The sequence below is a fragment of the Dyella dinghuensis genome, assembly GCF_003977615.1.
Classification (GTDB): domain Bacteria; phylum Pseudomonadota; class Gammaproteobacteria; order Xanthomonadales; family Rhodanobacteraceae; genus Dyella_B; species Dyella_B dinghuensis.
On sequence record NZ_RYZR01000008.1, the window covers coordinates 275,799 to 299,543 of the forward strand.

The window sequence follows — 23,745 nt, forward strand, 5'->3', positions numbered from 1 at the left end:
CGCAGACTTCGTTCGTCTTCTACAGGGTGTTTCATGTCCAAGTCCTTGCCCGCGCTTGCCGGCGCGTTGTTGTTGCTTTGCGGTTGCGCCAGCCAGGCGCCGCATTCTTCCTCGCCTGCGGCATCCGCACCGGCTGCGGCAGCCAGCGCGCCCGCTGCGCCCGTCGCCACCACACCGGCCGACGACAACCTCAACGCGGTCGCCTGGAGCCAGACGGCGGTCGAGCACGACCTGATCTATCTGGAAACCTACCGCAACGCGCAATCGCAATTGCTCGGTGCACTGAAGGACAAGCAGTGGGATGCATTGCCCAAGGACGATCGCATCGCCGCGTACAAAGGGCTGAAACCCGCCGTCATTCTGGATATCGACGAAACCGCCCTCGACAACTCTCCCTATCAGGCACGCTTGATCCATAGCGGCGGCGAATACAACGAGGCTGACTGGGCGGCATGGTGCAAGGAAGAACGCGCACGTGCATTGCCGGGTGCCGTAGCGTTCACGCAGTTCGCGGCCAAGCACGGCATTGCGGTGATCTACATTTCGAACCGCTCGCAAGATCTGGATACCGCGACCATCGACAACCTGCGCAAGGTCGGTTTTCCTGTATCCGGTCCTGAGGCTTTCCTCGGCCTGGGCACCATCCTGCGCGGTTGCGATCAGGTCGGCACCGAGAAGAATTGCCGCCGCCAGCTGGTGAGCCAGCACTATCGGGTGCTGATGCAGTTCGGCGATCAGCTCGGCGATTTTGTGAGCGTGCTGACCAACACCGACGCAGGCCGCGCACAGGCGATTGCGCCCTACATGAATTGGATCGGCACCCGCTGGTTCGTGCTGCCTAATCCGACCTATGGCTCGTGGGAGCCGGCCTTGTTCAACAACGAATGGGGCACCCCACGCGACCAGCGTCGCCATCAGAAGATCGACGCGTTGCGAACAGATTGATTCAAAATCAATAACTTAGATAGTTATATCTAAAGTATTGCATGAACTTAGGCGGACCCGTATCATGGCGTCCGCCGATCCTGCTGACCTCCAATTTCTGCGGGCACGGCCATTTCCCTTCCGGCAATGCCGGCATCACCCCGCGAGGCCCAACGCCCGTGGGGTTTTTCTTTAAGATGCACCGCCAGCCTCATGCTGGCCCGGTCACGCGAGACCGCCCTCCTACGTGAGATATTCCATGCGTTTTCAGACACTTGGCCGTAGCGTGCTGCTTCTGGCGATGGTCGCCCTGGTGGCCTGTCATAACAAAGAAGAGGCCACTTCGGCCGCGCCCGGCGGCGATACGCCCGAGGCAGCCGTGGAGCAATCTGTGACGCTGATCAAGAACGGCGATTTCGACGGCTTCTGGAAGCACGCCTTGCCTCCGGCCGACTACGCCACCATGCGCGCCGACTGGGCGCACGCCAACCCGAATCAACGCCCGATCACCGACGACGACCGCGCCCGCTTCAATCAGGCCGTCCAGCAGCTCACCGCGCCGGGCGCGGAGACCACGCTTTACGATCAGATCAAACCCAAGATCGCGCAGATGGATGCCCAGTATCACGACCAGCTGCCGGTGATGATCGGCATCGGTCAGGCGATCATCAGCACCGGCATCGCGCAGAACAAAACGATGACGGAACCGCAGAAACAGCAGGCGCGCGACGTGCTCAACGTGCTGCTTCCGTGGGCGCAGCAGACGCCGTGGTTCGATCAGGACAAGGCCAAGCAGGCAGTGGGCGTAGCCGTCACCACGACACGGCAGCTCGATCTGAAAAGTGCCGACCAGCTGCAGAACATGGATTTCGACACCGCGATGAAGAAGTACTCCGTCGCGTACGGTGGCATCAAACAGCTGCTGACGATTTACGGACTTTCCGTCGACGACACGCTGAATTCCGTGAAAGTCAGCACCGTCAGTCAGGACAACAACCAGGCACACGTGAAGATCGACTACACGCTACTCGGCAAGCCGCTTAGTACCGATTCGCAGCTGGTGCAGGTCGACGGCCGCTGGTACAGCCAGGATCTGATCAACAGCGAACACGCGCAGCACGAGCAAATCCTGCATCCGGCGCCGGCGGCAAGCAGCAGCGTTCCCGCGCCCGCCGGTACAGCGCCCGCACCTGCCAGCAGCGTGAAGATGGCCAGTGCCGCGCCTGCTAAACCGTGAGCTAAGGCCCTAGCCGCTACACTATGCAGATGCCGACTATGACGACCGCGGAAACCACATACCGCAGCCGCGCGCCCTGGTGGTTCAACCTCGCCGGGCACCTGCTCGAACCCTGGGTACGCATTCGCCGTGACCCGGCGGAACCGGCTGCGTTGCTGAAAAGCGATGCGCCCGTTTGCTATGTGATCGAACGCGATGGTTTTTCCGATGCGTTGATTCTCGACCGCGCCTGTCGCGAAGCCGGATTGCCAAGTCCAATGCAACCGCTGTTGCATACGCGCCGCAGGCGTTCGGTATTCGCCCTTGCACGTCGCGATGGCGAAGTGTTCGGACGCAATCGCGCCCGCTCGCCGAACGAACCGTTCGGTCAGTTGTTGCGCTCGATCGAAGGTTTCCCCGATCGCGATATCCAAATCGTGCCGGTGTCCATCTATGTAGGCCGCGCACCGACGCGTGAAACCGGTTGGTTCAGCGTGCTGTTCTCGGAAAACTGGGTCATGGTCGGCCGCTTCCGCCGCATGCTCGCGTTGTTGCTCAACGGGCGCGACACGGTAGTGCACTTCTCCGCGCCTGTATCGCTGCGCGAAGTCTTGAACGAAGCCGGCGAAGTTCAGCCCCAGCGCTTCGCCCGCAAGATGGCGCGTGTGCTGCGCACCCATTTCCGCCGCATCCGTGCTGCGGTCATCGGGCCAGACCTTTCGCACCGCCGCACCGTGGTCGATGCGGTGCTCAATGCCGAACCCGTGCGTGCGGCAATCACTGCCACGGCGGTGAAGGAAAACATCAGCTACGCCAAGTCGTGGCAGAACGCGCACAAGATGATGATGGAAATTGCCGCCGACTATTCGCACCCGGTGGTGCGTTCGGCGTCGTTCCTGCTGCGCAACTTCTGGAACAAGCTGTACGACGGCATCACCATGCATCACTTCGACAAGGCGCGCGCCGCCGCGCCTGGCTATGAAGTGGTGTATGTGCCCAGTCATCGCAGTCATGCGGATTATCTGCTGCTGTCGTATCAGCTGCATGCATCGGGTGTCGTCGTTCCACACATTGCGGCGGGTGTGAATCTCAATCTTCCGCTGATCGGTCCGCTTCTCCGCCGGGGCGGCGCGTTCTTCCTGCGCCGCAGCTTCAAGAAAGGCAGCGCGCTTTATCCGGTGGTCTTCAACGAATACGTCGCGCAGCTGATCGATCGCGGCGTGCCGATGGAATACTTCATCGAAGGCGGCCGCTCACGCACCGGTCGCTTGCTTGCACCGCGCGCCGGCATGCTGGTGATGACGGTGCGCGGATTCCTGCGTGCACCGCGTCGCCCGGTGCTGTTCCAGCCGGTCTACATCGGCTACGAAAAGCTGATGGAAGGCAAGAGCTACGCGGGCGAGTTGTCGGGACAGCCAAAAGAAAAGGAATCGCTGATCGGCTTGATTCGTGGCCTTGGCGTGTTGCGCCAACGCTACGGTCATGTCGCGCTGAATTTCGGCGAGCCGATCGAATTGACGCCGCTGCTCGATGCAGCCAGCGACAGCTGGCGCGATACGGTTGTCGATCCCAGCAGCAAGCCGGAATGGCTCAACAAGGTGGTCGACGACCTATCTGAAAAGATCCAGGTCAATATCAATCGCGCTGCGGACGTCAATCCGATCAATCTGCTCGCGCTCGCTTTGTTGGCAACGCCGAAGCACGCGATGGCAGAGAGCGATCTGCTCGCGCAGCTCGATCTGATGAAGGCACTGCTCGAAGAACTGCCCTATTCCGAGCGCATGACACTGACGCCAATGGACCCTGCCGCCATCGTCGCATACGGCGAACAGATGGGCTGGATCGTGCGCGTACGCCATCCGCTCGGCGATGTGCTCACCGTAGAGCCCGAACAAGCGGTACTGCTGAGCTACTTCCGCAACAACGTGCTGCATCTCACGGCGTGCGCAGCGTGGGTGGCGTGCTGCTTCCTCAACAATCGCCGCATGACGCGCGCATCGATTCTGCGACTGGGCCGCATCATTTATCCCTTCATCCAGAACGAGCTGTTCCTGCCGTGGGATAGCGACGGGTTCGGCACGCAGTTGCAAGCCACCATCGATTTCTTTGTGCGCCGCGGCTTGCTTGAAGCGACGGGCGAAGGTCGCCTGCTGGAACGCGGCCCGGGTCAGGACGATGCGGCGTATCAACTGAAAGTGATCGCACGCAGCCTGATCCAGGCGTTCGAGCGCTACTACATCGCCATCGCCGCGTTGGCGAAGAATGGCCCGCACACGATTACCGCGGCAGAACTCGAAAACGTCTGCACGCTCACCGCGCAACGTCTGAGCCTGCTCAACGAGCCTTCTGCGCCGGAGTTTTTCGACAAGGCACTCTTCCGCGGGTTCATCCAAAAACTGCGCGAACAACGCGTGGTGTGGACCGACGACAATGGCAAGCTCGATTACGACACGGCGCTGGAAGGCATGGTGCGCGACGCTCGCGTAATTCTCGCTCGCGAAATGCGCCACTCCATCCTCAAGATCACCGGCAACGACACGGAAACGCAGCGCGCCGCTGCCGAGCCTGACGCGGCACCCGCGTCGGCAGAAGAAACGGTAAATACCAGCGAAGAACTGCACCAGCGCCACGTGATCGCCGAACACCACGAACACGAGCATGAGCACGTCGATCAAAGCAAGGATTGATCGAACCGTCTGATCACAGCCGTTGCATCATTCCATGCAACGGCCAGCATCACCAATTACCGCGCGATGCCTTGTGTCACTGCATCGATGACGCACCGGCGAAACCAGACGTGTGCAGGATCGTCATTCGTTGATTCGTGCCAGAACGCAAGAATCGGCACAGCTTTCAGCTTGATCGGCAGCGGCACTATCGCGATCGGCAACAGCGATGACAGATGGATGGCGTACGAACGCGGCACCGTCATCAGAAGATCCGTCGACGAGGCAATTTGACAAGCTGAAAAATAGTGCTGGCATACCAACCGCACGTGGCGAAACGTGCCGCTTTGCCCGAGCAACACATCCAGCGCGCTTGCTTCGCCGAGTGGCGAGACGGTGACATGTTCGGCCGCAAGATAATCGTTGCGTTTGAGCTGCGCCGATAAGGGATGCCCTTTGCGCATGACCACCACGAGCGATTCATCGACAAGATGCTGGCGAGCGATTTGTGGCCCAGCACGAAGCGGACGATCCACAACCAGATTCAACGTTCCAGCGCGCAATTCACGCTCCACATCATCCGCCGCAATGCGATGACTCACCACACGCACCTGTGGCGCCTCGCGTTCAATCTGCTTCAACAACGCAGGCAACGCAATCGATTCGAGAATGTCGCGGAAGCCGATCGTGAACTCCAGCTCAAGCGTGGCAGGATCGAAGTGCCCCTGTGCATGCGTGCTCGCATGCAATCCTTCCAGATGCATTTGCACGGCGGGCATCATCGTGCGCACTTTTTCAGTGGGCAGTAGACGATTGCCCTGCCGAACGAAAAGTGGGTCGCCGAGATGATCGCGCAGGCGCTTCAACGCGTGCGTCACGGCGGGCTGCGTAAGGTGCAGCACACGCGCCGCGGCGCTGACGCCGCCATAGGTGTAGATCGCATCGAGCACGCGAAAAAGGTTCAGATCGATGCGGCTGTCGGTACGGTCCATGAAGGCTCCAGAGATTGGCGAAAGGATACGCCAATCCATGCATGAAATTAATGACTACCCATAAGACATATTCATTTCATTAATTCCATGGAAGTGCGTAGGCTGGCTGCATTCAGGAGGAGAATCCGTGGATTTCGCCCCATCCGAACGTAGTCAGGCACTGGCAGAACGCCTTACGCGCTTTATGCGCGAAGAGGTCGGCCCTGCTGAATCGGTTTTCGCCGCCTCGTTGACCGGCAGTCCCGATCACCAGGTCTGGCGACAACCCGCCATCATGGAAACGCTGAAGGCCAAAGCCCGCGGTGCGGGGCTCTGGAACCTGTTTCTGCCCGACGCCGAACATGGCGCGGGGCTCAGCAACGCGGAGTACGCGCCGCTGGCGGAAATCATGGGGCACTCCTTCATCGCGCCCGAAGTGTTCAATTGCAGCGCGCCGGACACCGGCAATATGGAAGTGCTGCATCGTTACGGCAGCGACGAACAGAAAACGCGTTGGTTGAAGCCGCTGTTGGCGGGAGAGATACGTTCCGCCTTCGGCATGACCGAACCCGACGTTGCTTCTTCCGACGCGACCAACATGCAAGCCACCGCTCGCATCGACGGTGATCAGGTTGTGTTGAATGGCCGCAAGTGGTGGACGACGGGCGCCGGACATCCGCATTGCCGCTTCGTGATCTTCATGGGCGTGAGTAATCCCGACGCGCAGCCGTACCAGCGGCATACGATGGTGATCTGTCCACTTGATACGCCAGGCGTGAAGATCGAACGCATGTTGCCGGTGTTTCATCATTACGACGAACCGTCCGGTCACGGCGAACTCAGCTTCACCGATGTGCGCGTACCGATTGGCAACATCATCCTCGGACCCGGGCGCGGTTTCGAGATTGCACAAGGTCGACTTGGACCAGGGCGCGTGCATCACTGCATGCGCGCCATCGGCGCTGCGGAACGCGCGTTGTCGTTGCTATGCAAACGTGCCGCGTCGCGTGTCGCGTTCGGAAAGCCGCTCGCTGAACTCGGCGGCAACGCGGACATCATCGCGAATCTACGCATGGTGATCGACCAGGCGCGGCTGCTGACGCTCAAGACCGCGTGGACGCTCGACACACTTGGCACCAAGGCGGCACTGAGCCTGATTTCGCAGATCAAAGTCGTGGTGCCGAACGTCGCCCAACAAGCGGCGGAAGCAGCGATACAGATTCACGGCGCCGCAGGCCTTTCCGACGATTTCCCGTTGACGCAACTGTTCGCCTACGCACGCGTGCTGCGCATCGCCGACGGCCCGGACGAAGTGCATCGTGGTGTCGTCGCCAAACTGGAAGCCAAGGCTCAAGCCAGCAAGGATTTTTTCTGATGAGCGACTCAGTGGATCAGGCACGCACGCTACGCGATGAAGACGCGTTCGACATCGCAAAGGTCGATGCATTCCTCAAGCAACACATCGAAGACCTTCACGGCACACCGACCGTCCGGCAGTTTCCGGGTGGCGCATCCAATCTGACGTATCTGCTCTCCTACCGGGATCGCGAACTGGTTCTTCGTCGGCCACCCAAAGGTGCCAAGGCGAAATCCGCACATGACATGCTGCGCGAAGCGCACATCATGTCGGCGCTCAAGCCTCACTACGCCTACGTGCCGGCCATCCTTGCCACGTGCGACGACGAATCCATTATTGGTCAACATTTTTATGTCATGGAGCGCCTGCGCGGCATCATCCTGCGCAGCGACTTTCCTGCCGATTTACAACTTCCCCCTAACGATGTCCGCACCTTGTGCACCAGCTTTGTCGATCGCCTGATCGAATTACACAAAGTCGACACGTCGAGCCCGGACCTGCAATCCATCGGCCGTGGCGAGGGTTACATCGGACGTCAGGTTGGCGGCTGGAGCGAACGCTGGCATCAGGCACTCACCGAAGGCACTGACGCATGCGAAGACGTGCTCGCGTGGCTCGCACAAAAGCAACCGGCACGCGACACCGCAGCCTGCGTCATCCACAACGATTTCCGCTTCGACAATGTAGTGCTGGATCCGGAACAACCGCTCCGCATCACTGGCGTACTCGACTGGGAACTGGCAACCATTGGCGATCCGCTGATGGATCTGGGCTCATCGTTGGCGTATTGGGTACAGGCGGACGACGAGGCGACGTTTCAGGCATTCCGCCGCCAGCCATCCAACGCACCCGGCATGCTCACGCGTCGCGAAATAATCGACTACTACGGCGAGCGCACAGGTTGGAGTGTCGACAACTTCGACTTCTACGAAGTGTTCGGCCTGTTCCGCCTGATGGTGATCATCCAGCAGATTTACCGGCGCTTTGTGCTTGGTCAAACCACCAATCCGCAATTTGCAGGCTTCGGTCATGCTGCACGCTATATGGGTAGCCGCTGCCGCCACATCATTGCCCGCTCGGTGCTGTGACCGTGCGCAGCCTGCTGCTCATCCGTCACGGCCAGGCCAGCTTCCGCGCGGCAGATTACGACCGGTTGTCGGAGATCGGCGAAGAACAATCGCGCCGTCTCGGCGCATGGTTGTCGGCGTGTGGAGAAGTACCGGATCTTGTTGCCATAGGACCACGGCAACGGCATCTGCGCACGGCGGAAGAGTGTCTGCATGCCACAGGCGTCGATCGTCCGCTGCTGAAACTCGACGGCCTGGACGAAGTGGATCACGAAGAACTGCTGGCGCGTTTTCGCCCGGATCTCGCCGATCACGACGCATTGCGTGCCGAGTTGAAACAATCATCCGACCCGCATCAGGCATTTCAGCGGCTATTCGCATCCGCTGTTGCGCGCTGGGTCAGCAGCGAACACGACGCCGATTACACGACGACTTGGGCGCAATTTCGCCACCATGTTTTGCAAGCGTTGCAAACTCTTGCGCAGCGCGACTCAAAAACCATTTGGGCGTTTACCTCTGGCGGCCCGATCGCCGTCATCGCCAATGACATTCTTGAAGCGCCAATCGCGAAGACATTCACGCTTAGCTGGTCGTTGGTAAACACAAGCCTCACGAAACTGCGCCTTGGCAAACAGGGGCCCAGTCTTATCACCTATAACGCATGGCCCCACCTGGAACGAAGCGAAGACCAACATCTGGTCACGCTTCGCTAACCTCATCGACCCTTCGGACGACACATCATGAGCACACCGCCAAGCTTCGATCTCACCGGCAAAACCGCCATCGTCACGGGAGCAAGCCGAGGCATCGGGGCAGAGATTGCCAAACTTTTTGCCGCATGCGGCGCGCACGTTATTGCGTCGAGCCGCAAGCACGCCGACTGCGAAACTGTGGTGGGACAAATCACCGACCTCGGCGGTTCGGCGGAAGCAATTGCGTGCCATATCGGCGAACTGGAGCAAATCGAGGCGCTGTTTGCGCATGTCGAAAAGAAACACGGCCGCCTCGACATTCTTGTGAACAACGCTGCCACGAACCCGTTTTTCGGCCACATTCTCGATACGGATCCGTCTATCTTTCAAAAGACGGTCGACGTGAACATCCGCGGCTACTTCTACATGTCCACGCACGGTGCGCGGTTGATGGCTAAGGATAGCGGCGGATCGATCATCAACGTGGCGTCCGTCAACGGCGTAGTACCCGGGCCTCAACAGGGCATCTATTCGATTACCAAGGCCGCCGTGATCTCGATGACCAAGGCGTTTGCCGTGGAGTGCGCGGAATCGGGCGTGCGCTGCAACGCGCTGTTGCCTGGACTCACCGACACCAAGTTCGCATCGGTGCTGGTCAACACGCCGGCCATTCTCAAGAACGCGCTCGCCCACGTACCCATGCGCCGCGTTGCGCAGCCATCGGAAATGGCGGGTGCTGCGCTTTATCTTGCTTCGGACGCAGCGTCCTACACCACCGGCGCCGTGCTGAATGTCGATGGCGGTTATCTCAGCGTTTAAACCACGGAACCACACATGACAGACATAACAGCTCAACGCGTCGCCGGTAAGCGCGCTTTCATCACCGGCGCAGCAGGTGGTCTCGGCGCTGCGACTGCGCGAATGCTCGCCAGACACGGCGCCAAGGTGTTCATCACGGACATCGACGAAACCGCAGTCAAGTCGCTGGCCGACGAGATCAATCGGGATGCGGGCTCCCAAATCGCATGGTGCGCCGCTCAGGATGTACGCGATGAAGCGACGTGGCAACGTTTGCTGGCCGAGGCAGCGCAGGCCATGGGCGGCCTTTCCGTGCTGGTGAATAACGCTGGCGTCGGCTCGCTTGGCAGCGTCGAAAATATCGACATGAAAGAATGGCGTCGCGTGATGGCCATCAATGTCGAAAGTATCGTGCTGGGATGCAAATACGCGATGCCGTTTCTGCGCGATCAACAGCCCGGCTCGATCATCAATATTTCCTCTGTTGCAGCATTCAAGGTCGATCCGGATTACACGGCGTACAACACCTCCAAAGCCGCGGTGGCCATGCTGACTAAATCGGTGGCGGTCGATTGTGCGCGACAGAAGATGGACGTGCGCTGCAACTCCATCCACCCCGCGTTTATTCGCACGGGCATCGTCGCGCCCTTTTTCGCGTCGCTTGGCGAAGAAGAAGCTACGCGAAAACTCACGCGCGGCATTCCGATGCGCCGCCTCGGCGATCCGGACGATGTCGCGTATGCCGTGCTGTATCTTGCGTCCGATGAAAGCCGCTATGTCACGGCCGCCGAGCTGGTGCTCGACGGCGGCGCTTGCGCTGTCTAACCCTCACGATCACAGGTATCCCGCGATGTCTCTTATCAATCGTCAGCTTCGGCTCAAGTCCCGTCCGGAAGGTCTAGTCAAGCGCGAGGACTTCGATCTGCAACAGCAGCCCGTCCCCGAACTCAAGGACGGGGAATTTCTCGTACGCGTGTTGTACCTGTCGATGGATCCGACCAATCGCGTCTGGATGAGTGACATCCCGCAGTACATGCCGCCAGTTGCGATCGGCGAAGTGATGCGTGCGCTGGGACTGGGCCGTGTGGTTGCCTCCAAATCGCCGCATTATGCCGAAGGCGATCTCGTGCAGGGCCTGATGAATTGGCAAGACTATGCCGTCATCGATGACCGCCGCCGCAAGGACTATGTGAAGTTGCCGCCTCAACTGTCCGTGCCGTTGCCGACGTTGTTGGGTGCATGCGGCATGAGCGGTGTCACCGCTTACTACGGCCTTACCGACATCGCACCCGTGCAACCGGGCGAAACACTGGTGGTGTCTGCTGCCGCGGGTTCAGTGGGATCGATTGCCGGTCAGATCGGCAAATTGCGCGGTGCACGCGTGGTGGGCATCGCCGGCGGCGCGGACAAATGCCGTTATGTTGTCGACGAACTCGGCTTCGATGCAGCCGTTGATTACAAAGATGAAAACTGGAAAAAAGCACTCGCGGACGCCACGCCCGACGGCGTGCATGTGAATTTTGAAAACGTCGGCGGTCCCGTCATGCGTGGCGTGCTGTCACGCATGGTCAACGGCGGCCGCGTGGCGCTGTGCGGATTGATTGCCAACTACAGCAGCGGATCGCGCCCGAGCGACGACTACAGCGTCATCATCGTCAAGCGCCTCTCGGTGCGTGGCTTCCTCGTATTCGACTACGCCGACACGAACAAAGCGGTGCTCGATCTTGCGGGCTGGGTGCAATCGGGCCGCATCAAAGCCGAAGAAACCATCGAGGACGGCTTAGAAAATGCGCCCGTGGTGCTCAACAAACTGTTCGACGGCAGCCATCGCGGCAAGCTTCTGTTGCGCGTCGCGAACGACGATTAATGTATTGAATCCCCGCATTCGTCGCGCGGACGAACGCGGGGGAAAGACGGCTATTTGGCTGTACCTTGTCCCAGCAATTGACCATTCACGGCGACACCATAAAGCGAATCGGGGGTGTCGTGGTAGGCCGCGCGTGTGGCGGGGATCGAGCCGTTGAAGCGGGGATCTTGCGGGCGCTCGTGGGCATTCATGAAATACGCAACGTCCCAGGCGTCCTGGTCGGTCAGCGTGTTGCCGCGACCCAGTGGCATGTTGGCTTTGATAAATCCGGCAGCATTGGTGATTTGCTCCATGCCGGCACCCCAATTGAAAGACTGCGGTCCCCAAAGCGGCGGGAATACCGTGCGATCAGCTGTTTGTTGGCCCTGACCGTTGTCGCCGTGACAAAGCGCGCAGTCGCTTTTGAAGACTTTTTCGCCGCGTGCGTAATCGGGCGCCATCGCAGGCTTGGATAATTTTGGATAACTACGGCCCGGCAGCGACGTGCCGATGGGCTCGCCTTTGGACATCCAATACGCATACGTTTCCAGCGCCACCAGCACTGGATCGCCCAACGGGGGCGCTTTGCCGTTCATGCTGTAGTTGAAGCAACCTTGCAGCCGCTCGGCGAATGTATTCACGTGATGATTTTTGCTTCGATACGCGGGATACATGGGATACGCACCCCATAGCGGCGCGGCATTGGCAAGCCGCCCTGCATCGAGGTGGCAGTTTTCGCAGCTGAGTTGATTGCCGACATAGGCCTTCGCATACCGGCCCGGGTCCACAAAAATCTGCCGGCCGAGTGCAATCTGCTTGCCGAAATCATCGTTTGGAATCGACGACTCCTCCGGCGGCGAAAAGTGACTGACGGGCTTCGCAGCAGAAGTTGCCGGCGCCGGTACACTGGCGACGGAAGCTGCCGATTGCGGCGGCGTTGTGTGATCGCAGGCAGCCAGCAATAACGTCGCGCCGGTCACGAGCATGCGCATCGCATTCATGGCTGTCCCTCCTTCGGCAATACCGCAGGTTGCGCGGCATACCACGCGCTGATCGCGCTGATGTCGCTATCGCTTAGTTTGCTGGCGACGCCTTGCATCAGTTGCAACGGATCGTTGTGGCGCGAGCCTTGTTGCCATGCGTGCAATTCATTCGACAGATATACCGACGATTGGGCCGCTAAAGCCGGAAAATGATCGCCAACACCCACGCCGCCGGGGCCGTGGCATTGCTCGCATGCCGGCAGTCCCTTGGACCAGCGCCCGCGCGTCGCCAGGATTTGCGCGAGCTGCGCATCGTCACCGGTTGGTGCATTCGCCGACTGTGCAGAAGGTATCGGCAACTTGCTGTAGTACGCCGTAACGGCATCGCGCTCTGCGTCGCTCAATCCCGTAGCAATGGGCTGCATGGTGGCGTTGGTGCGCGAACCGTTTGCGAAGTCATCCAGCTGTTTGCGCAGATACGCTTGCGGCAAACCCGCCAGACGCGGAAAGCCCGCGGCGGCCTGACCGCCACCATCAGCGCCATGGCACGCCAGACAGGGCGCAACGCCGTGACCATTGCCCTGATGCGCCAGCGTCGCGCCATCAGGCGTGTCGGCTAGCGCTGCAAAGGCACCGAGCAAACCAAGCAGAAGCGTAATGATGTGGAATGCTTTCATGGCTGCGCAGGCTGAAAGCCGTATTTGTGATAGATCGCTTGCGCATCGGCCGACGTCATGAATGCTAGAAAATCTTTCGCCGCCTGCTCATGTGGTGCTGCCTTCAGGCGCGCAGCGGTGTACGTTGCTGTGACGTTCTGATCGGAGGGTATCGCAACGGTCTCGACCGGCCGGTGCAAAATCTGCTGCTGAAAATAGACTTCAGTCGACCATACCGGCGCAGCGTCCGATTCGCCCTGCAACACACGCAATGGCGATTCCCGATGATGGATGCGCGTGAGATACGTGCTGCCGTCTTGCACCTTGCTGTCCATGATCGTGTGATCGAGCGCGTCGCCACCCGCTTTGCGATAACTGGCTTCGATTTGCTTGGCGATACCTTCCCATTGAGGATTGGGCATGCTCACACGCACATCGGCGCGCGCGAGATCTTTCAATCCTTCAATGTGCTTGGGATTGCCCTTTGCGACCATGATCGCAAGTGGATTGCGCGCGTAATTGGTTGTGTCCGCAAACCAGCCTCGCTGTTTTTGCAGATCGGCAATCGAATCCTTGCCGTTGGTGAAGATATCCGGCTTGGCTGCAATGCGCAGATTCCCCATCACGAGCGAACCCGTCTCGATCTGCTTGACGAGAATGCCGGGCGGCAAGGTTTCCACGAAAATACGCTGATATTGCGGATAGCGCTGCTTGAACGCCTCGACCAGATCATGCACGACCATGAACTGGTTGCCCGCAAAAAACACGGTGAGTTGCGGATCGACAATATCGCCATGCAGATCGGCGATCGCATCGAACGGCGGCACCGCGAACGAGACCCCACCTGCCGGCGGCGGATTCCACGGCGGCAGGTAATCGGTCTGATCGGCGCTCGCAGCACCGCAGATAGCAACAAGCCACGCCGCCAGCAACGCACATTGCCAGCGGCGATTCGAAGATGACAGCATGGTCCGCTCCCTGTCTTACAACGGCATCAGGGCGTAACCCTGCTGTTCCAGCACCGTAATCGTGGTGAGTGCCGACAGACTCAGCGTCACGTCTTTCGATGCCCAGTCGTTCGGATAATGGTGTTCGGCCATCGCCTGCCCACACACAGCGACATCCACACCGGCCTTGCGAAGCTGGCTGATCACGACGAGGTTCGGGTTCGCCGTACCGAATTGCGCGCGGTAGTGCGCATCGTCCAGCACGATACCGGTGGCGTCGCCGGAGGCCACGGCCACGAATTTCAGATGATCGAGCGGCACGCCGGCCGAGGCATACAGATTCACCGTGCGCGCCACACGCTCAAGGCTGGGGCTGATGTGGTCGGGCTTGTCGCCGGCCTTGGTCAGCGAAAACACGACTTTGTAAGTCGCATTGCGATCCGGCTGATAGGCCGCCTGCGGCAGCGGATGATAGGCGCCTGCAGCGGTAATGACCTGCGCGGGAGCGTTGTCGGCCATCGCCGCCGCACAACCGAAAAGGCCAAGGGCACAGCACAGCAACAAGGTCGGACGGTTCATGCTTGCATCTCGCTAGGCAACGCGCAGCTGCGTCCCGGAGAAGGCTACGCCGCCTGAAGCCATCAGGCCACTTCATGTTGTCTATATGACAGATAAGATCGATTTATCCACAGCCGTCATCCTGTACCATGACGGGATGAGCGAGCAGTCCACCACCCATTTCGGCTTCCGCGACGTTCCTGTCGGGGAAAAGCAAAAGCTGGTCGGCGAGGTTTTCACGTCGGTCGCCCGCAACTACGACCTGATGAACGACTTGATGTCGTTCGGCGTCCATCGCTTGTGGAAACGCCATTTCGTCGCCGTCAGCGGCGTGCGCCGTGGCGACCGTGTACTTGACCTGGCCGGTGGCACGGGCGATATCGCCGCGCTGCTCAAGCCGGTTGTCGGCGACGAAGGCGAAGTGATCGTGGGCGACATCAACGCCGCGATGCTCAATGTCGGCCGCGACCGGCTCACCGATCGCGGCATGGTCTCCGGTTTGCGCTGGACGCAGTTGAATGCCGAAGCGTTGCCGTTCCCCGACAACAGTTTTGATGCAGTAACCATGGCGTTCGGTCTGCGCAACGTCACCGACAAGGAAAAGGCGCTCGCAGATATCCAGCGTGTGCTCAAACCCGGCGGCCGCGCACTGGTGCTGGAATTTTCCAAGGTTCAAAACGAACTGTTCGGCAAGCTCTACGATTTCCATTCCTTCCAGGTGCTACCGAAGCTGGGCAAGTTGTTCGCCGGCGACTCCGGCAGCTACCAATACCTCGCCGAATCCATTCGCAAGCATCCGGATCAGGAAACGCTCAAGAGCATGATGGAACGCGCCGGATTCGGGCGCGTCGAAGTACGCAATCTCAGCAACGGGATTGTTGCGATCCATCGCGCGTACAAGCTCTAAGCCTTCCGCGCGATGTGTGCGACAAACGCATGGCGTTTGTCGCTGCTTAGCCGCTCAGAACACCATATCGAATAGTGGCTGCTTTTTCTCTTCCATTACGCCGCGCGCAAATCCCGAAGCAACGTACCTTGACGTAACGTTTCTTCCTCGTGGTCGGGATCGCGCCACGTCTCTTTCAGTGCTGCGTCATACCAGCGGCGCATGGATGGCAACGCAAGCATCCGCTGCACATAAGCCTGGGCTGCAGCATCGATGTCCAGCGCATAGCTCTGGATGCGGAAGACAACCGGGGCGTAGAACGCATCGACGGCGGTGAACGTCGCACCAGCCAAGTACGGACCGACGAAGCGCGTGAAACCTTCGTTCCACAACTCCTGCAGTCGTGCGAGATTGCTCGATAGTGAGGCAGGAGTCGTGTGCAGCTTCAGCCGTATGCCGCAATTCATCGGGCAATGCGAACGCAGCGCCTCGAAACCCGAATGCATTTCCGCTGCAGCGCTGCGTGCCCACGCGCGTGCACGCGCGTCACTGGGCCATACGGCCGGATGGCGTTCCGCCACGTATTCGGCAATAGATAGCGAGTCCCATACGGTAATGTCGCCATCGTGCAAGCATGGCACTTTGCCGGTCGGCGAAAACGTGCGGAACAACGTCCAGCTTGACGACGTGCCGTGCTGAAAGGGTGTCAGCTTCTCATCGAAGGGAATGCCCAGTTCGCTCAACAACACCCAGGGTCGCAACGACCACGACGAGTAATTCCGGTTCGCAATGTAAAGCGTGTACATGCATGCTCCTTGTAGAAACGATGTGCCATCGCGGACGTACGTGTACAGCTGCTATCAACGCATCACGATTCGCAACCCTGCTTGGCTGCAACAGGTGCCATCGAAACTGGTGCGGGAGGAGCATTTTTGCGCCGCGCATTCGCCAATGCGACACCGCCTACGGTGATGGCGCCGCCAATCAGGGTCAGCCAACCGGGGCGCTCGCCGAGCCACACCCAGCCGATCAATACCGCAATGGGCGGCGAGAAATAGATGAAGCTGGAAACCTGCGATGCAGACGCACGCCGCAACGCCGCGTTCCACGTCAGATACCCGATGAATGTAGGCGCGATACCTAGCCAGATCAACGCGGCGATGTGCGACCACGGCGCCGCAACCAACGCATGCGGCAAGCCGAAGCCGAACGGCACAGTACCCAACGTGCCCGCGAAAAATCCAAATGCCGTCACGCCGATCATGTCGTTGCGCACAAACAACGGCTTTTGTCCGACGAAGAAAATCGCCGAGGCGATCACGCTTACCAACACCAATGCCGCCATCGGCTGAAACGTCACCTGTTTGCCGCTGGCCAGCACCACCATCACGACACCCAGCAAGGCAATCGCCAGCCCCAGCATGCGGCGCCCGCTGATGCGCTCACCAATCCAGACGGCTGAAAGCGTGGCGGTCGCCGCGGGCACCAATGCAATAAGGATTGCCGCCGTTCCGCTGGCGATGCGCGTTTCGGCGTAGTTGAGGCACAGGTGATACGTCGTCAGACCAATCACACCGAGTATCGCCAGGCGAAGCCAATCGCGCCGGTGCGGTAACGGCGTACGTCTCACCGCTATCAACACGGCAAAACACAGCGAACCGATCGCCAGCCGCGCCAGCGCCACCTGGCCTGGCGTGAACGAAGCCAACGCATAAGCGATCGCCGCGTAGGCGGACGACCACGTGAGCAAGGCGATGGCGATGTAAATCAAAGCGCGCCCATCGAGGCGCTCGGCACTGTCCATGAGTCGATTCCGCGGGGAAAAGGAATGTGCGAATCCTAGTCTTGAGTCGCTTACCGAGGAATAATGGCCCCGTAGCCGAGCTGCATGTTTCGCCGTCGAACGAAATATCCGGAAGCCATTATGACCTACGAATCGAAACCCGAAATGGACACCAAGGATTGGCAGCTATTGGAAGCACTACAGCAGGATGCGCGGCTGGGTTATGCCGAACTGGGACGCAAGGTGCGCCTGTCCGCGCCGGCCGTGGCCGAACGTGTAAAGCGGCTGGAGGAAGCGGGCGTGATCACCGGCTATCGCGCTGTAGTCGAGCCCAAACGCCTGGGCTACGGCATCGACGCCATGGTGCGTTTGCGTTGCGACGGCGGTATCTGCGCACGTATCGGAAAAATCGTGGCGGACGTACCGGAGGTTCTGGATTGCCGCCGGCTGGCAGGTGAAGATTCCGCCCTGCTTCGCGTGGTCGCGATGTCGATCACCCATCTTGAAGCAGTGCTCGATCGACTGCTGAAAATTCATTCCAGCATCAGCACGACAACGTTGATCGTGTTGCAGACGCCACATGCCAATCGCCCGATCACGCGCGTGATGTGGGATGCGGCGCGTCTGTTACCGGATGAGTGACTAGACGTCTGGCCAATGCGCGGCGCGTGAAGCAAAGCCTCCTTGCGCGATGACATGCAAGGAGGCTTTTTACATCAATTATGTGAATGATCGTCTTTCTTCTTCGGTGGCGGTGCAGGATGCGCTTCCGGCTGCGGATGCGCTTGCGGTGCCGCGTGCTGTTGCGGCGGCGGCGCTGGACGCGGCGCGGGCGCCGGATGCGGTGCCGGTTGTGGATGCGGTTGCTGCGCCGCTGGATGAAACGCAGGCTGCGGCTGCGGATGTGCCGCCGCTGGCTGTGGCTGCGGACGCGGCTGAGCCTGCGGATGGAACGCCGGCTGCGGATGCGTCACTGCCGGTTGCGGGTGAGGCTGTGGCGCAACATGAGCCGCGGGTTGCGGGTGCGGCTGTGGCAGCGGATGTGCCGTCGCAGCCGGCTGACGGAATGCTTCCGGAGCATGCGGTGTCGCAGCAGCGGGATGCGCGATTTGCGCCGGCGCCTGATGTGGAATGTTCGGAGCCGGACGCGCTTCCGGTGCTGCGTGCGGTGCTTGCGCCAGATTCGCCGAATGCCCGAAATTCGGCACACTCATCGGCTGTCCAGGCGCACGGTTGTTGTTCGTCACATTGTGGTTGAACTGATTGTTCGTCACGTTATTCGTGGCGTTGCGATTGAACTGGTTATTCGTAACGTTGCGGTTGAACTGATTGTTGTTGACGTTGTTCGTAACGTTGCTGTTATTGATCGTGCGATTGTTGGCGTAGTTATTGTTGTTATTGATGGTGGTGTTATTGACGGTATAGCGGTTGACGACCGTCGTCGATCTCGAAACGTACGTCTGATTGTTGTAGACCACCGCCGGACGATGCCAACCGCCACCGCCGCCACCGTTGTAGCCACCGCGGCCACCACCCCAGTTCATGCCCCAGGAATGCCATCCACCGCCACCACCACCGCCGCCATGTTCAAACATGGCGCCGACGACGATCGCAGCGGTAAATGCCACGGCACCCACCGCGATCACTTCACCGGTGTTGTAAGACGGTTGCGGCGGCGGATAGTCGTAGCCAGGGTAATAAGCCACGTCGCCACCGTAGACGGTTTGCGGGTTGTACACCGGCACATACACCGCATCCGGCTGCGCAGGCTCGATCTGGTAGATCTGCTGTGGTGGCGGCACGACAGGCTCACCGGAATACACCGGCGGCGCGCTGCCGTTATCGACGTAACCGCTCGCCTGTTCGCTTTGCGCGACCTGCTGCGCCGGCTGTGTCGTCACCTGCTGCTGTGCGGACGTGCGCAGATTGCCCTGTGCAGACGCGCGCTGACGCATCACCTGGATCGCATTCAACACATCCGTCGGATCGTTGACGTAGGCCTCGCCGAGTGACTGCGTCCACTGGATGTTCTGCGCCATCTGCGACAACACAGAGGGGAACTGGGTCAGCCCCTTCACGCTCGGGTCCCAGCTTTGCGGCGTAACGGCTGCCTGCAACAGATCGCCTTTCAGATTCGGATTCTGAGTCAGCATGTTTTCTGCGGCAGTGATCTGATCCGGATAGGTGGACCCGGCCAGCACTTGCGCGACGAGCTTGTCGGGGAATAAGGCAATCGGTGCGACCAACTGATAGAGCTGATCCGCCGTGGGCGGCGTGTAGGCTTGCTGCTGTTGTCCGGCAGCTGTCGAAGCAGATGCCGGCGCAGTAGAAGAAGCCGCGGGTGCATTGCTGTTATTCGACGATTGCCAGGGGCAACCGGCGAGCAACAACATGCTTGTACTCAAGCCTGCGCTGATCGCGATTTTCAGGGAAATTTGCTTGTTCACTCGATCACTCCATCGAAATATCAGTCGCAGGGAAATCGTAACTTCCCCTGATTAGGTGTGGCACGGCTGCTCACAGTCGGTATGGAGTTAGCGAGACATTAACAACTGCTTTTCCCCGCTCATGCCGCACATCGCCATGAAAGCAACTGGAGTATGCCTATACCGTCGTGATAATTGGGCTAACGCGCGTTAAATCTGCGACGCGTTTTGTTGGCGTTAGGCAAAACGGTAAGCTCTGCGTCAGCTGTGCTAGCGACATGCGTAGCGCTTCTCTCATCGATATTGCTGCTTGAGCACGATCGGACTGTCAACCATGCGCACCATGTATCCAGACATCGAACCCTATCGCACACACCAGATTGCGGTGGATGCGCGGCACACACTCTATGTCGAAGAGTGCGGCAACCCGGAAGGACTGCCCGTCGTCTTTCTGCATGGCGGCCCGGGTGCAGGATTGTCGCCCTACCATCGACGCTTCTTCGATCCGGCACGTTATCGCATCGTGCTTTTCGATCAGCGCGGAGCCGGACGTTCAACACCTTTTGCCGATCTCACCGATAACACGACGTGGCATCTGGTCGGCGATATCGAAACCCTTCGCGAACGGTTCGGTATCGAGCGTTGGGTGGTGTTCGGCGGCTCATGGGGCTCCACACTTGCGCTCGCCTATGCGCAGACGCATCCGGAGCGCGTGCTCGGGCTGGTTTTGCGCGGCATCTTTCTGAGCAGGCCGGAAGAGATTCGCTGGTACTACGAGGAAGGCGGCGCGTCGTGGATCCTGCCGGAGAAATGGCAGCGCTATGCGTCCATCATTCCGCTGGCAGAGCGCGGCAATATGCTCGACGCGTACTGGCATCGGTTGACCAGCGACGATGAAACGGTGCGGCTCGCTGCCGCCAAAGCATGGGGCGCGTGGGAAGGTGGCGGCATCACGCTGGAGGAAAGTCCGGAAACCGAAGCAAGCTTTGCCGCGCCAGATGTGGCACTCAGCCTGGCGCGCATCGAAGCGCACTATTTTCGTCACCTCGCATTCCTCGAACCGGGCCAGTTGCTGCGCAACGTAGAGAAGTTACGCCGCATTCCCACAACCATTGTGCATGGACGCTACGACATCATCTGTCCGGCAAAAAACGCCTGCGACCTTGCGGCCGAATGGCCCGAAGCGGATTTCCATATCGTCCTCGCCGGACACGCAGCCACCGAACCGGCTATTGTCGATGTGCTTGTGCAGGCGACGGATCGGTTGGCTGATCGCTATTGTTGAGCCCCGCAAAAAACGGATAGCGCAATAAGCAGCGCCATTTGAGAATAGTTGCGTCCTCTTCATAAGGTGCACGCATGCTCACGCTCTTCGATTACCCCGCTTCCGAAAATGCGTGGAAGATTCGCCAGCTACTGCATCACTTGCAGCGCCCTTATGTCACGGTGAATGTAAGCATCTTCGAGGGCGAAGGCCGTTCGCCTGAATATCGGCGCATCAGCCCGACCGGCACAGTGCCTGCGATCCAGCTTGACGATGGGCGTGTATTGTCGGAATCGAGTGCGATATTGTTTTTTCTCGCCACCGATACGCCTTATCTGCCGCCTGATGCATTTGGTCGCGCCAAGGTGCAACAGTGGTTGAGTTTCGAACAGGAACGCATCGAATCGCAGATTGGATCGCTGCGCTACTGGACGCTCACCGGCAAGCTCGACCGCCGCCCATTGTTTCTGATTCAGATGAAGCGCGACACCGGCGAGCGCGCGTTGCAGATACTCAACAACGAATTATCGCAGCGCCCCTTCTTGACCGAATACGGTTACACCATTGCAGACATCGCTGTCTTTGCGTACGGCGGCCGCGCGGAGCAAGCCGGCTTTTCGCTCGCGCCTTATCCGCACTTTCGTGCCTGGATCGAGCGGGTGAAGTCGCAGCCGGGCTTTTTGCCCGTCATGCATCCGTACTCCGAAGACCCCTTCAGCGCCAACGAGTTGCCGTAACTGACCTCCGTCACGGGGCAGGATGAAGGTGGGAGTGGCATACTCGCCCCTCCCAAAACCCTCCGGAAACTGCACGATGTTCCCGCTCCGCACCATGGCCCTGGGCGCCCTGCTTCTGCCCGTAGCGGCCTTCGCCAACGACCCGTATTCGTATGCCCAGCCCGACGAGGTGCGCGTCAGCCATCTCGACCTTCAGCTGAAGCTGGATTTTGCCCAGCGCCAGCTCGATGGCCAGGCCACGCTGACGCTGGATTGGAAGAATCCGAAGGCCACGAATCTTGTGCTGGATACACGCGATCTGAACATCAGCAGCGTGGAATCGGTGGATGCCAGCGGTAAAACCGCCGCGCTGAAATACGCGCTCGCGCCGCGCGACAAACAGCTTGGCAGCAAGCTGACCATTCAGACGCCGCAGCGGCCGCACGAAGTGCGCATCGTCTACACGACGTCGCCGGCAGCAAGCGGCTTGCAGTGGTTGCCGCCTGCGCAGACGGCGGACAAAAAGCAGCCTTTCATGTTCTCGCAATCCGAATCCATCCATGCGCGTTCGTGGGTGCCGCTGCAGGATTCTCCAGCGATTCGCTTCACTTACGACGCGCATGTCGCCGCGCCGCAAGACACGCGCGTAGCGATGAGTGCACCGAACGATCCGAAGCATCCGTTGAATGGCGATTTCAGCTTCAGTCAAACGCATCCGATCCCTTCGTATCTGTTGGCCATTGCTGCAGGCGATTTGGACGTCCGCGAAACCGGCCCGCGTTCGGCGGTGTATGCCGAACCATCCGTCGTTGGCAAAGCCGCGCACGAGTTCGAAGACACCGAAAAGATGATCGCCACCGCCGAGAAGCTTTATGGCCCGTATCGCTGGGGCCGCTACGACATTCTCGTGTTGCCGCCAAGTTTCCCGTACGGCGGCATGGAAAATCCCAACATGACGTTTGCCACGCCAACCGTGCTGGTCGGCGACAAGAGTCTTGTGTCGCTCGTTGCTCACGAGCTGGCGCATTCGTGGTCGGGCAATCTGGTGACGGCTGCATCGTGGCGTGACATCTGGCTCAATGAAGGCGTGACGACTTACGTGCAGGGTCGCATCACCGAAGCGCTGTACGGAACGCGCCAGGCGGATGAAGAAGCATTGCTCGATATTCACACGCTGCAGAAGGAAATCGGCTCGATGCCGGCGAATTCGCAGCGCCTTGCACCCAAGCCCGGCGCGGTCGATGCGGACGATTCGCTCTCTGACGTCGCCTATACGAAGGGTTCGTGGTTCCTGCGCACGCTTGAGCAACGCTTCGGCCGCGATACGTTCGACAATTATCTGAAGAGCTACTTCAATCATTTCGCATTCCAGAGCATCACTACCGAACAGATGCTCAGCTTTCTGAAGCCGAACCTGATCGACAAATACCCCGGCAAAATGAGCTGGGCCGACGTGCAGGATTGGGTTTACGGCACCGGCATTCCGAAGAATGCGCCGATCCCGGATTCGCCGCGGTTCGACACGATCGACAAGGAACGCAGCGCCTTCCTCGCCGGTACGCTGACGGCCGACAAGCTCGATGCGAAAGACTGGAACACGCAGGAATGGATGTACTTCCTCAACGGGCTGCCGGATGTGCCGCCGCTCGACAAGATCCAGGCGATCGACGCCGCATGGCACCTTACCGGGACGCCGAACGCAGAAATCGGCATGCGCTGGTACGTGCATGCCATTGCCGCAGGCGACAAGAGCGTATGGCCGGCCGCTGCGGAACACATGACGCGCATCGGGCGCCTGTATCTCACGCTGCCTGTGTATGCGGCATTTAGCAAAACACCGGATGGTCTGGCTTACGCCGAGCAGGTGTATGCCAAAGCGAAAGACGGTTATCACCCGCTGACGCAGCAGGCCGTCGAAACACTGTTTGCAAAAGCCAAAGCACGCCACCATTGAAGCAACACACCACGCGGCTCGTCATTCCGTTTCAT

General features: G+C 59.8%; 22 protein-coding genes. 14 read left to right on the forward strand and 8 right to left on the reverse strand.

Features of this window, described 5'->3' with window-relative positions; translation table 11 throughout:
- Positions 1-33: 33 nt before the first annotated feature.
- From EKH79_RS18285 to plsB, 3 genes are all read left to right on the forward strand, one after another.
- Positions 34-945 (forward strand): 5'-nucleotidase, lipoprotein e(P4) family, encoded by a 912-nt coding sequence (locus EKH79_RS18285; RefSeq protein ID WP_126675287.1) that lies wholly within the window; start codon positions 34-36, stop codon positions 943-945.
- A 238-nt stretch (positions 946-1,183) separates the two neighbouring features.
- Positions 1,184-2,161 (forward strand): hypothetical protein, encoded by a 978-nt coding sequence (locus EKH79_RS18290; protein ID WP_126675288.1) that lies wholly within the window; start codon positions 1,184-1,186, stop codon positions 2,159-2,161.
- 29 nt (positions 2,162-2,190) lie between these two features.
- Positions 2,191-4,827, forward strand: a complete 2,637-nt coding sequence (plsB, locus tag EKH79_RS18295; protein ID WP_425478529.1) for a glycerol-3-phosphate 1-O-acyltransferase PlsB — start codon at positions 2,191-2,193, stop codon at positions 4,825-4,827.
- A 56-nt stretch (positions 4,828-4,883) separates the two neighbouring features.
- On the opposite strand, the gene EKH79_RS18300 is transcribed toward plsB, so the two are convergent.
- Complete coding sequence (locus EKH79_RS18300; protein WP_126675290.1) at positions 4,884-5,798, reverse strand: LysR family transcriptional regulator; 915 nt, start codon at positions 5,796-5,798, stop codon at positions 4,884-4,886.
- Between the two features lie 127 nt (positions 5,799-5,925).
- Here EKH79_RS18300 and EKH79_RS18305 point away from each other — a divergent pair, with 127 nt between their 5' ends.
- From EKH79_RS18305 to EKH79_RS18330, 6 genes are read left to right on the forward strand one after another with little or no spacing between them, the layout of a single operon-like run.
- Positions 5,926-7,152 (forward strand): acyl-CoA dehydrogenase family protein, encoded by a 1,227-nt coding sequence (locus tag EKH79_RS18305; RefSeq protein ID WP_126675291.1) that lies wholly within the window; start codon positions 5,926-5,928, stop codon positions 7,150-7,152.
- Complete coding sequence (locus EKH79_RS18310; RefSeq protein WP_126675292.1) at positions 7,152-8,222, forward strand: phosphotransferase family protein; 1,071 nt, start codon at positions 7,152-7,154, stop codon at positions 8,220-8,222. Before EKH79_RS18305 ends, EKH79_RS18310 begins: the two co-directional genes overlap by 1 nt.
- 2 nt (positions 8,223-8,224) lie before the next feature.
- Positions 8,225-8,914 (forward strand): histidine phosphatase family protein, encoded by a 690-nt coding sequence (locus tag EKH79_RS18315; protein WP_126675293.1) that lies wholly within the window; start codon positions 8,225-8,227, stop codon positions 8,912-8,914.
- 27 nt (positions 8,915-8,941) lie between these two features.
- Positions 8,942-9,712: an SDR family oxidoreductase gene (locus EKH79_RS18320; protein WP_126675294.1), complete on the forward strand. Its 771-nt coding sequence runs from the start codon at positions 8,942-8,944 to the stop codon at positions 9,710-9,712.
- Positions 9,713-9,727: 15 nt separating this feature from the next.
- A complete protein-coding gene (locus EKH79_RS18325) occupies positions 9,728-10,516 on the forward strand; it encodes an SDR family oxidoreductase (protein WP_126675295.1) in 789 nt (262 codons plus the stop codon).
- A gap of 25 nt (positions 10,517-10,541) precedes the next feature.
- Complete coding sequence (locus tag EKH79_RS18330) at positions 10,542-11,558, forward strand: NADP-dependent oxidoreductase (RefSeq protein ID WP_126675296.1); 1,017 nt, start codon at positions 10,542-10,544, stop codon at positions 11,556-11,558.
- Positions 11,559-11,608: 50 nt separating this feature from the next.
- On the opposite strand, the gene EKH79_RS18335 is transcribed toward EKH79_RS18330, so the two are convergent.
- Genes EKH79_RS18335 through EKH79_RS18350 form a run of 4 tightly spaced genes read right to left on the reverse strand, consistent with a single transcriptional unit; the run spans position 11,609 to position 14,702 of the window.
- Positions 11,609-12,538, reverse strand: coding sequence for a c-type cytochrome (locus EKH79_RS18335; protein WP_126675297.1), 930 nt, complete (start codon positions 12,536-12,538; stop codon positions 11,609-11,611).
- On the reverse strand, positions 12,535-13,197 hold the full coding sequence (locus EKH79_RS18340; RefSeq protein WP_126675298.1) for a c-type cytochrome: 663 nt from the start codon (positions 13,195-13,197) through the stop codon (positions 12,535-12,537). The genes EKH79_RS18335 and EKH79_RS18340 overlap by 4 nt, the downstream gene beginning before the upstream one ends.
- The gene (locus tag EKH79_RS18345) at positions 13,194-14,144 is read right to left on the reverse strand and encodes a molybdate ABC transporter substrate-binding protein (protein WP_126675299.1); all 951 of its coding nucleotides are present in this window, start codon (positions 14,142-14,144) and stop codon (positions 13,194-13,196) included. Before EKH79_RS18345 ends, EKH79_RS18340 begins: the two co-directional genes overlap by 4 nt.
- A gap of 15 nt (positions 14,145-14,159) precedes the next feature.
- Entirely contained in the window at positions 14,160-14,702 is a 543-nt protein-coding gene (locus EKH79_RS18350; protein ID WP_126675300.1) for a DsrE family protein, read from the reverse strand.
- Positions 14,703-14,838: 136 nt separating this feature from the next.
- On the opposite strand from EKH79_RS18350, the gene ubiE reads away from it, so the two are divergent.
- Positions 14,839-15,588, forward strand: coding sequence for a bifunctional demethylmenaquinone methyltransferase/2-methoxy-6-polyprenyl-1,4-benzoquinol methylase UbiE (gene ubiE, locus EKH79_RS18355; protein ID WP_126675365.1), 750 nt, complete (start codon positions 14,839-14,841; stop codon positions 15,586-15,588).
- A gap of 95 nt (positions 15,589-15,683) precedes the next feature.
- On the opposite strand, the gene EKH79_RS18360 is transcribed toward ubiE, so the two are convergent.
- Together EKH79_RS18360 and EKH79_RS18365 are read right to left on the reverse strand one after the other, a co-directional pair.
- Positions 15,684-16,373 (reverse strand): glutathione S-transferase family protein, encoded by a 690-nt coding sequence (locus tag EKH79_RS18360; RefSeq protein WP_126675301.1) that lies wholly within the window; start codon positions 16,371-16,373, stop codon positions 15,684-15,686.
- Between the two features lie 62 nt (positions 16,374-16,435).
- Positions 16,436-17,371 carry a DMT family transporter gene (locus tag EKH79_RS18365; RefSeq protein WP_126675302.1) on the reverse strand — a complete coding sequence of 312 codons (936 nt, stop codon included), beginning with the start codon at positions 17,369-17,371 and terminating at the stop codon, positions 16,436-16,438.
- A gap of 120 nt (positions 17,372-17,491) precedes the next feature.
- On the opposite strand from EKH79_RS18365, the gene EKH79_RS18370 reads away from it, so the two are divergent.
- The gene (locus tag EKH79_RS18370) at positions 17,492-17,992 is read left to right on the forward strand and encodes an Lrp/AsnC family transcriptional regulator (protein ID WP_126675303.1); all 501 of its coding nucleotides are present in this window, start codon (positions 17,492-17,494) and stop codon (positions 17,990-17,992) included.
- Between the two features lie 74 nt (positions 17,993-18,066).
- On the opposite strand, the gene EKH79_RS18375 is transcribed toward EKH79_RS18370, so the two are convergent.
- Complete coding sequence (locus EKH79_RS18375; RefSeq protein WP_199754381.1) at positions 18,067-19,797, reverse strand: DUF3300 domain-containing protein; 1,731 nt, start codon at positions 19,795-19,797, stop codon at positions 18,067-18,069.
- Positions 19,798-20,110: 313 nt separating this feature from the next.
- On the opposite strand from EKH79_RS18375, the gene pip reads away from it, so the two are divergent.
- The 3 genes from pip (at position 20,111) to EKH79_RS18390 (ending at position 23,710) form a co-directional block, all read left to right on the forward strand.
- Positions 20,111-21,061 carry a prolyl aminopeptidase gene (gene pip / locus EKH79_RS18380; protein WP_126675304.1) on the forward strand — a complete coding sequence of 317 codons (951 nt, stop codon included), beginning with the start codon at positions 20,111-20,113 and terminating at the stop codon, positions 21,059-21,061.
- Positions 21,062-21,135: 74 nt separating this feature from the next.
- Positions 21,136-21,777, forward strand: a complete 642-nt coding sequence (locus EKH79_RS18385) for a glutathione S-transferase family protein (RefSeq protein ID WP_126675305.1) — start codon at positions 21,136-21,138, stop codon at positions 21,775-21,777.
- 76 nt (positions 21,778-21,853) lie between these two features.
- Positions 21,854-23,710, forward strand: coding sequence for a M1 family metallopeptidase (locus EKH79_RS18390; RefSeq protein ID WP_126675306.1), 1,857 nt, complete (start codon positions 21,854-21,856; stop codon positions 23,708-23,710).
- Positions 23,711-23,745 lie beyond the last annotated feature (35 nt).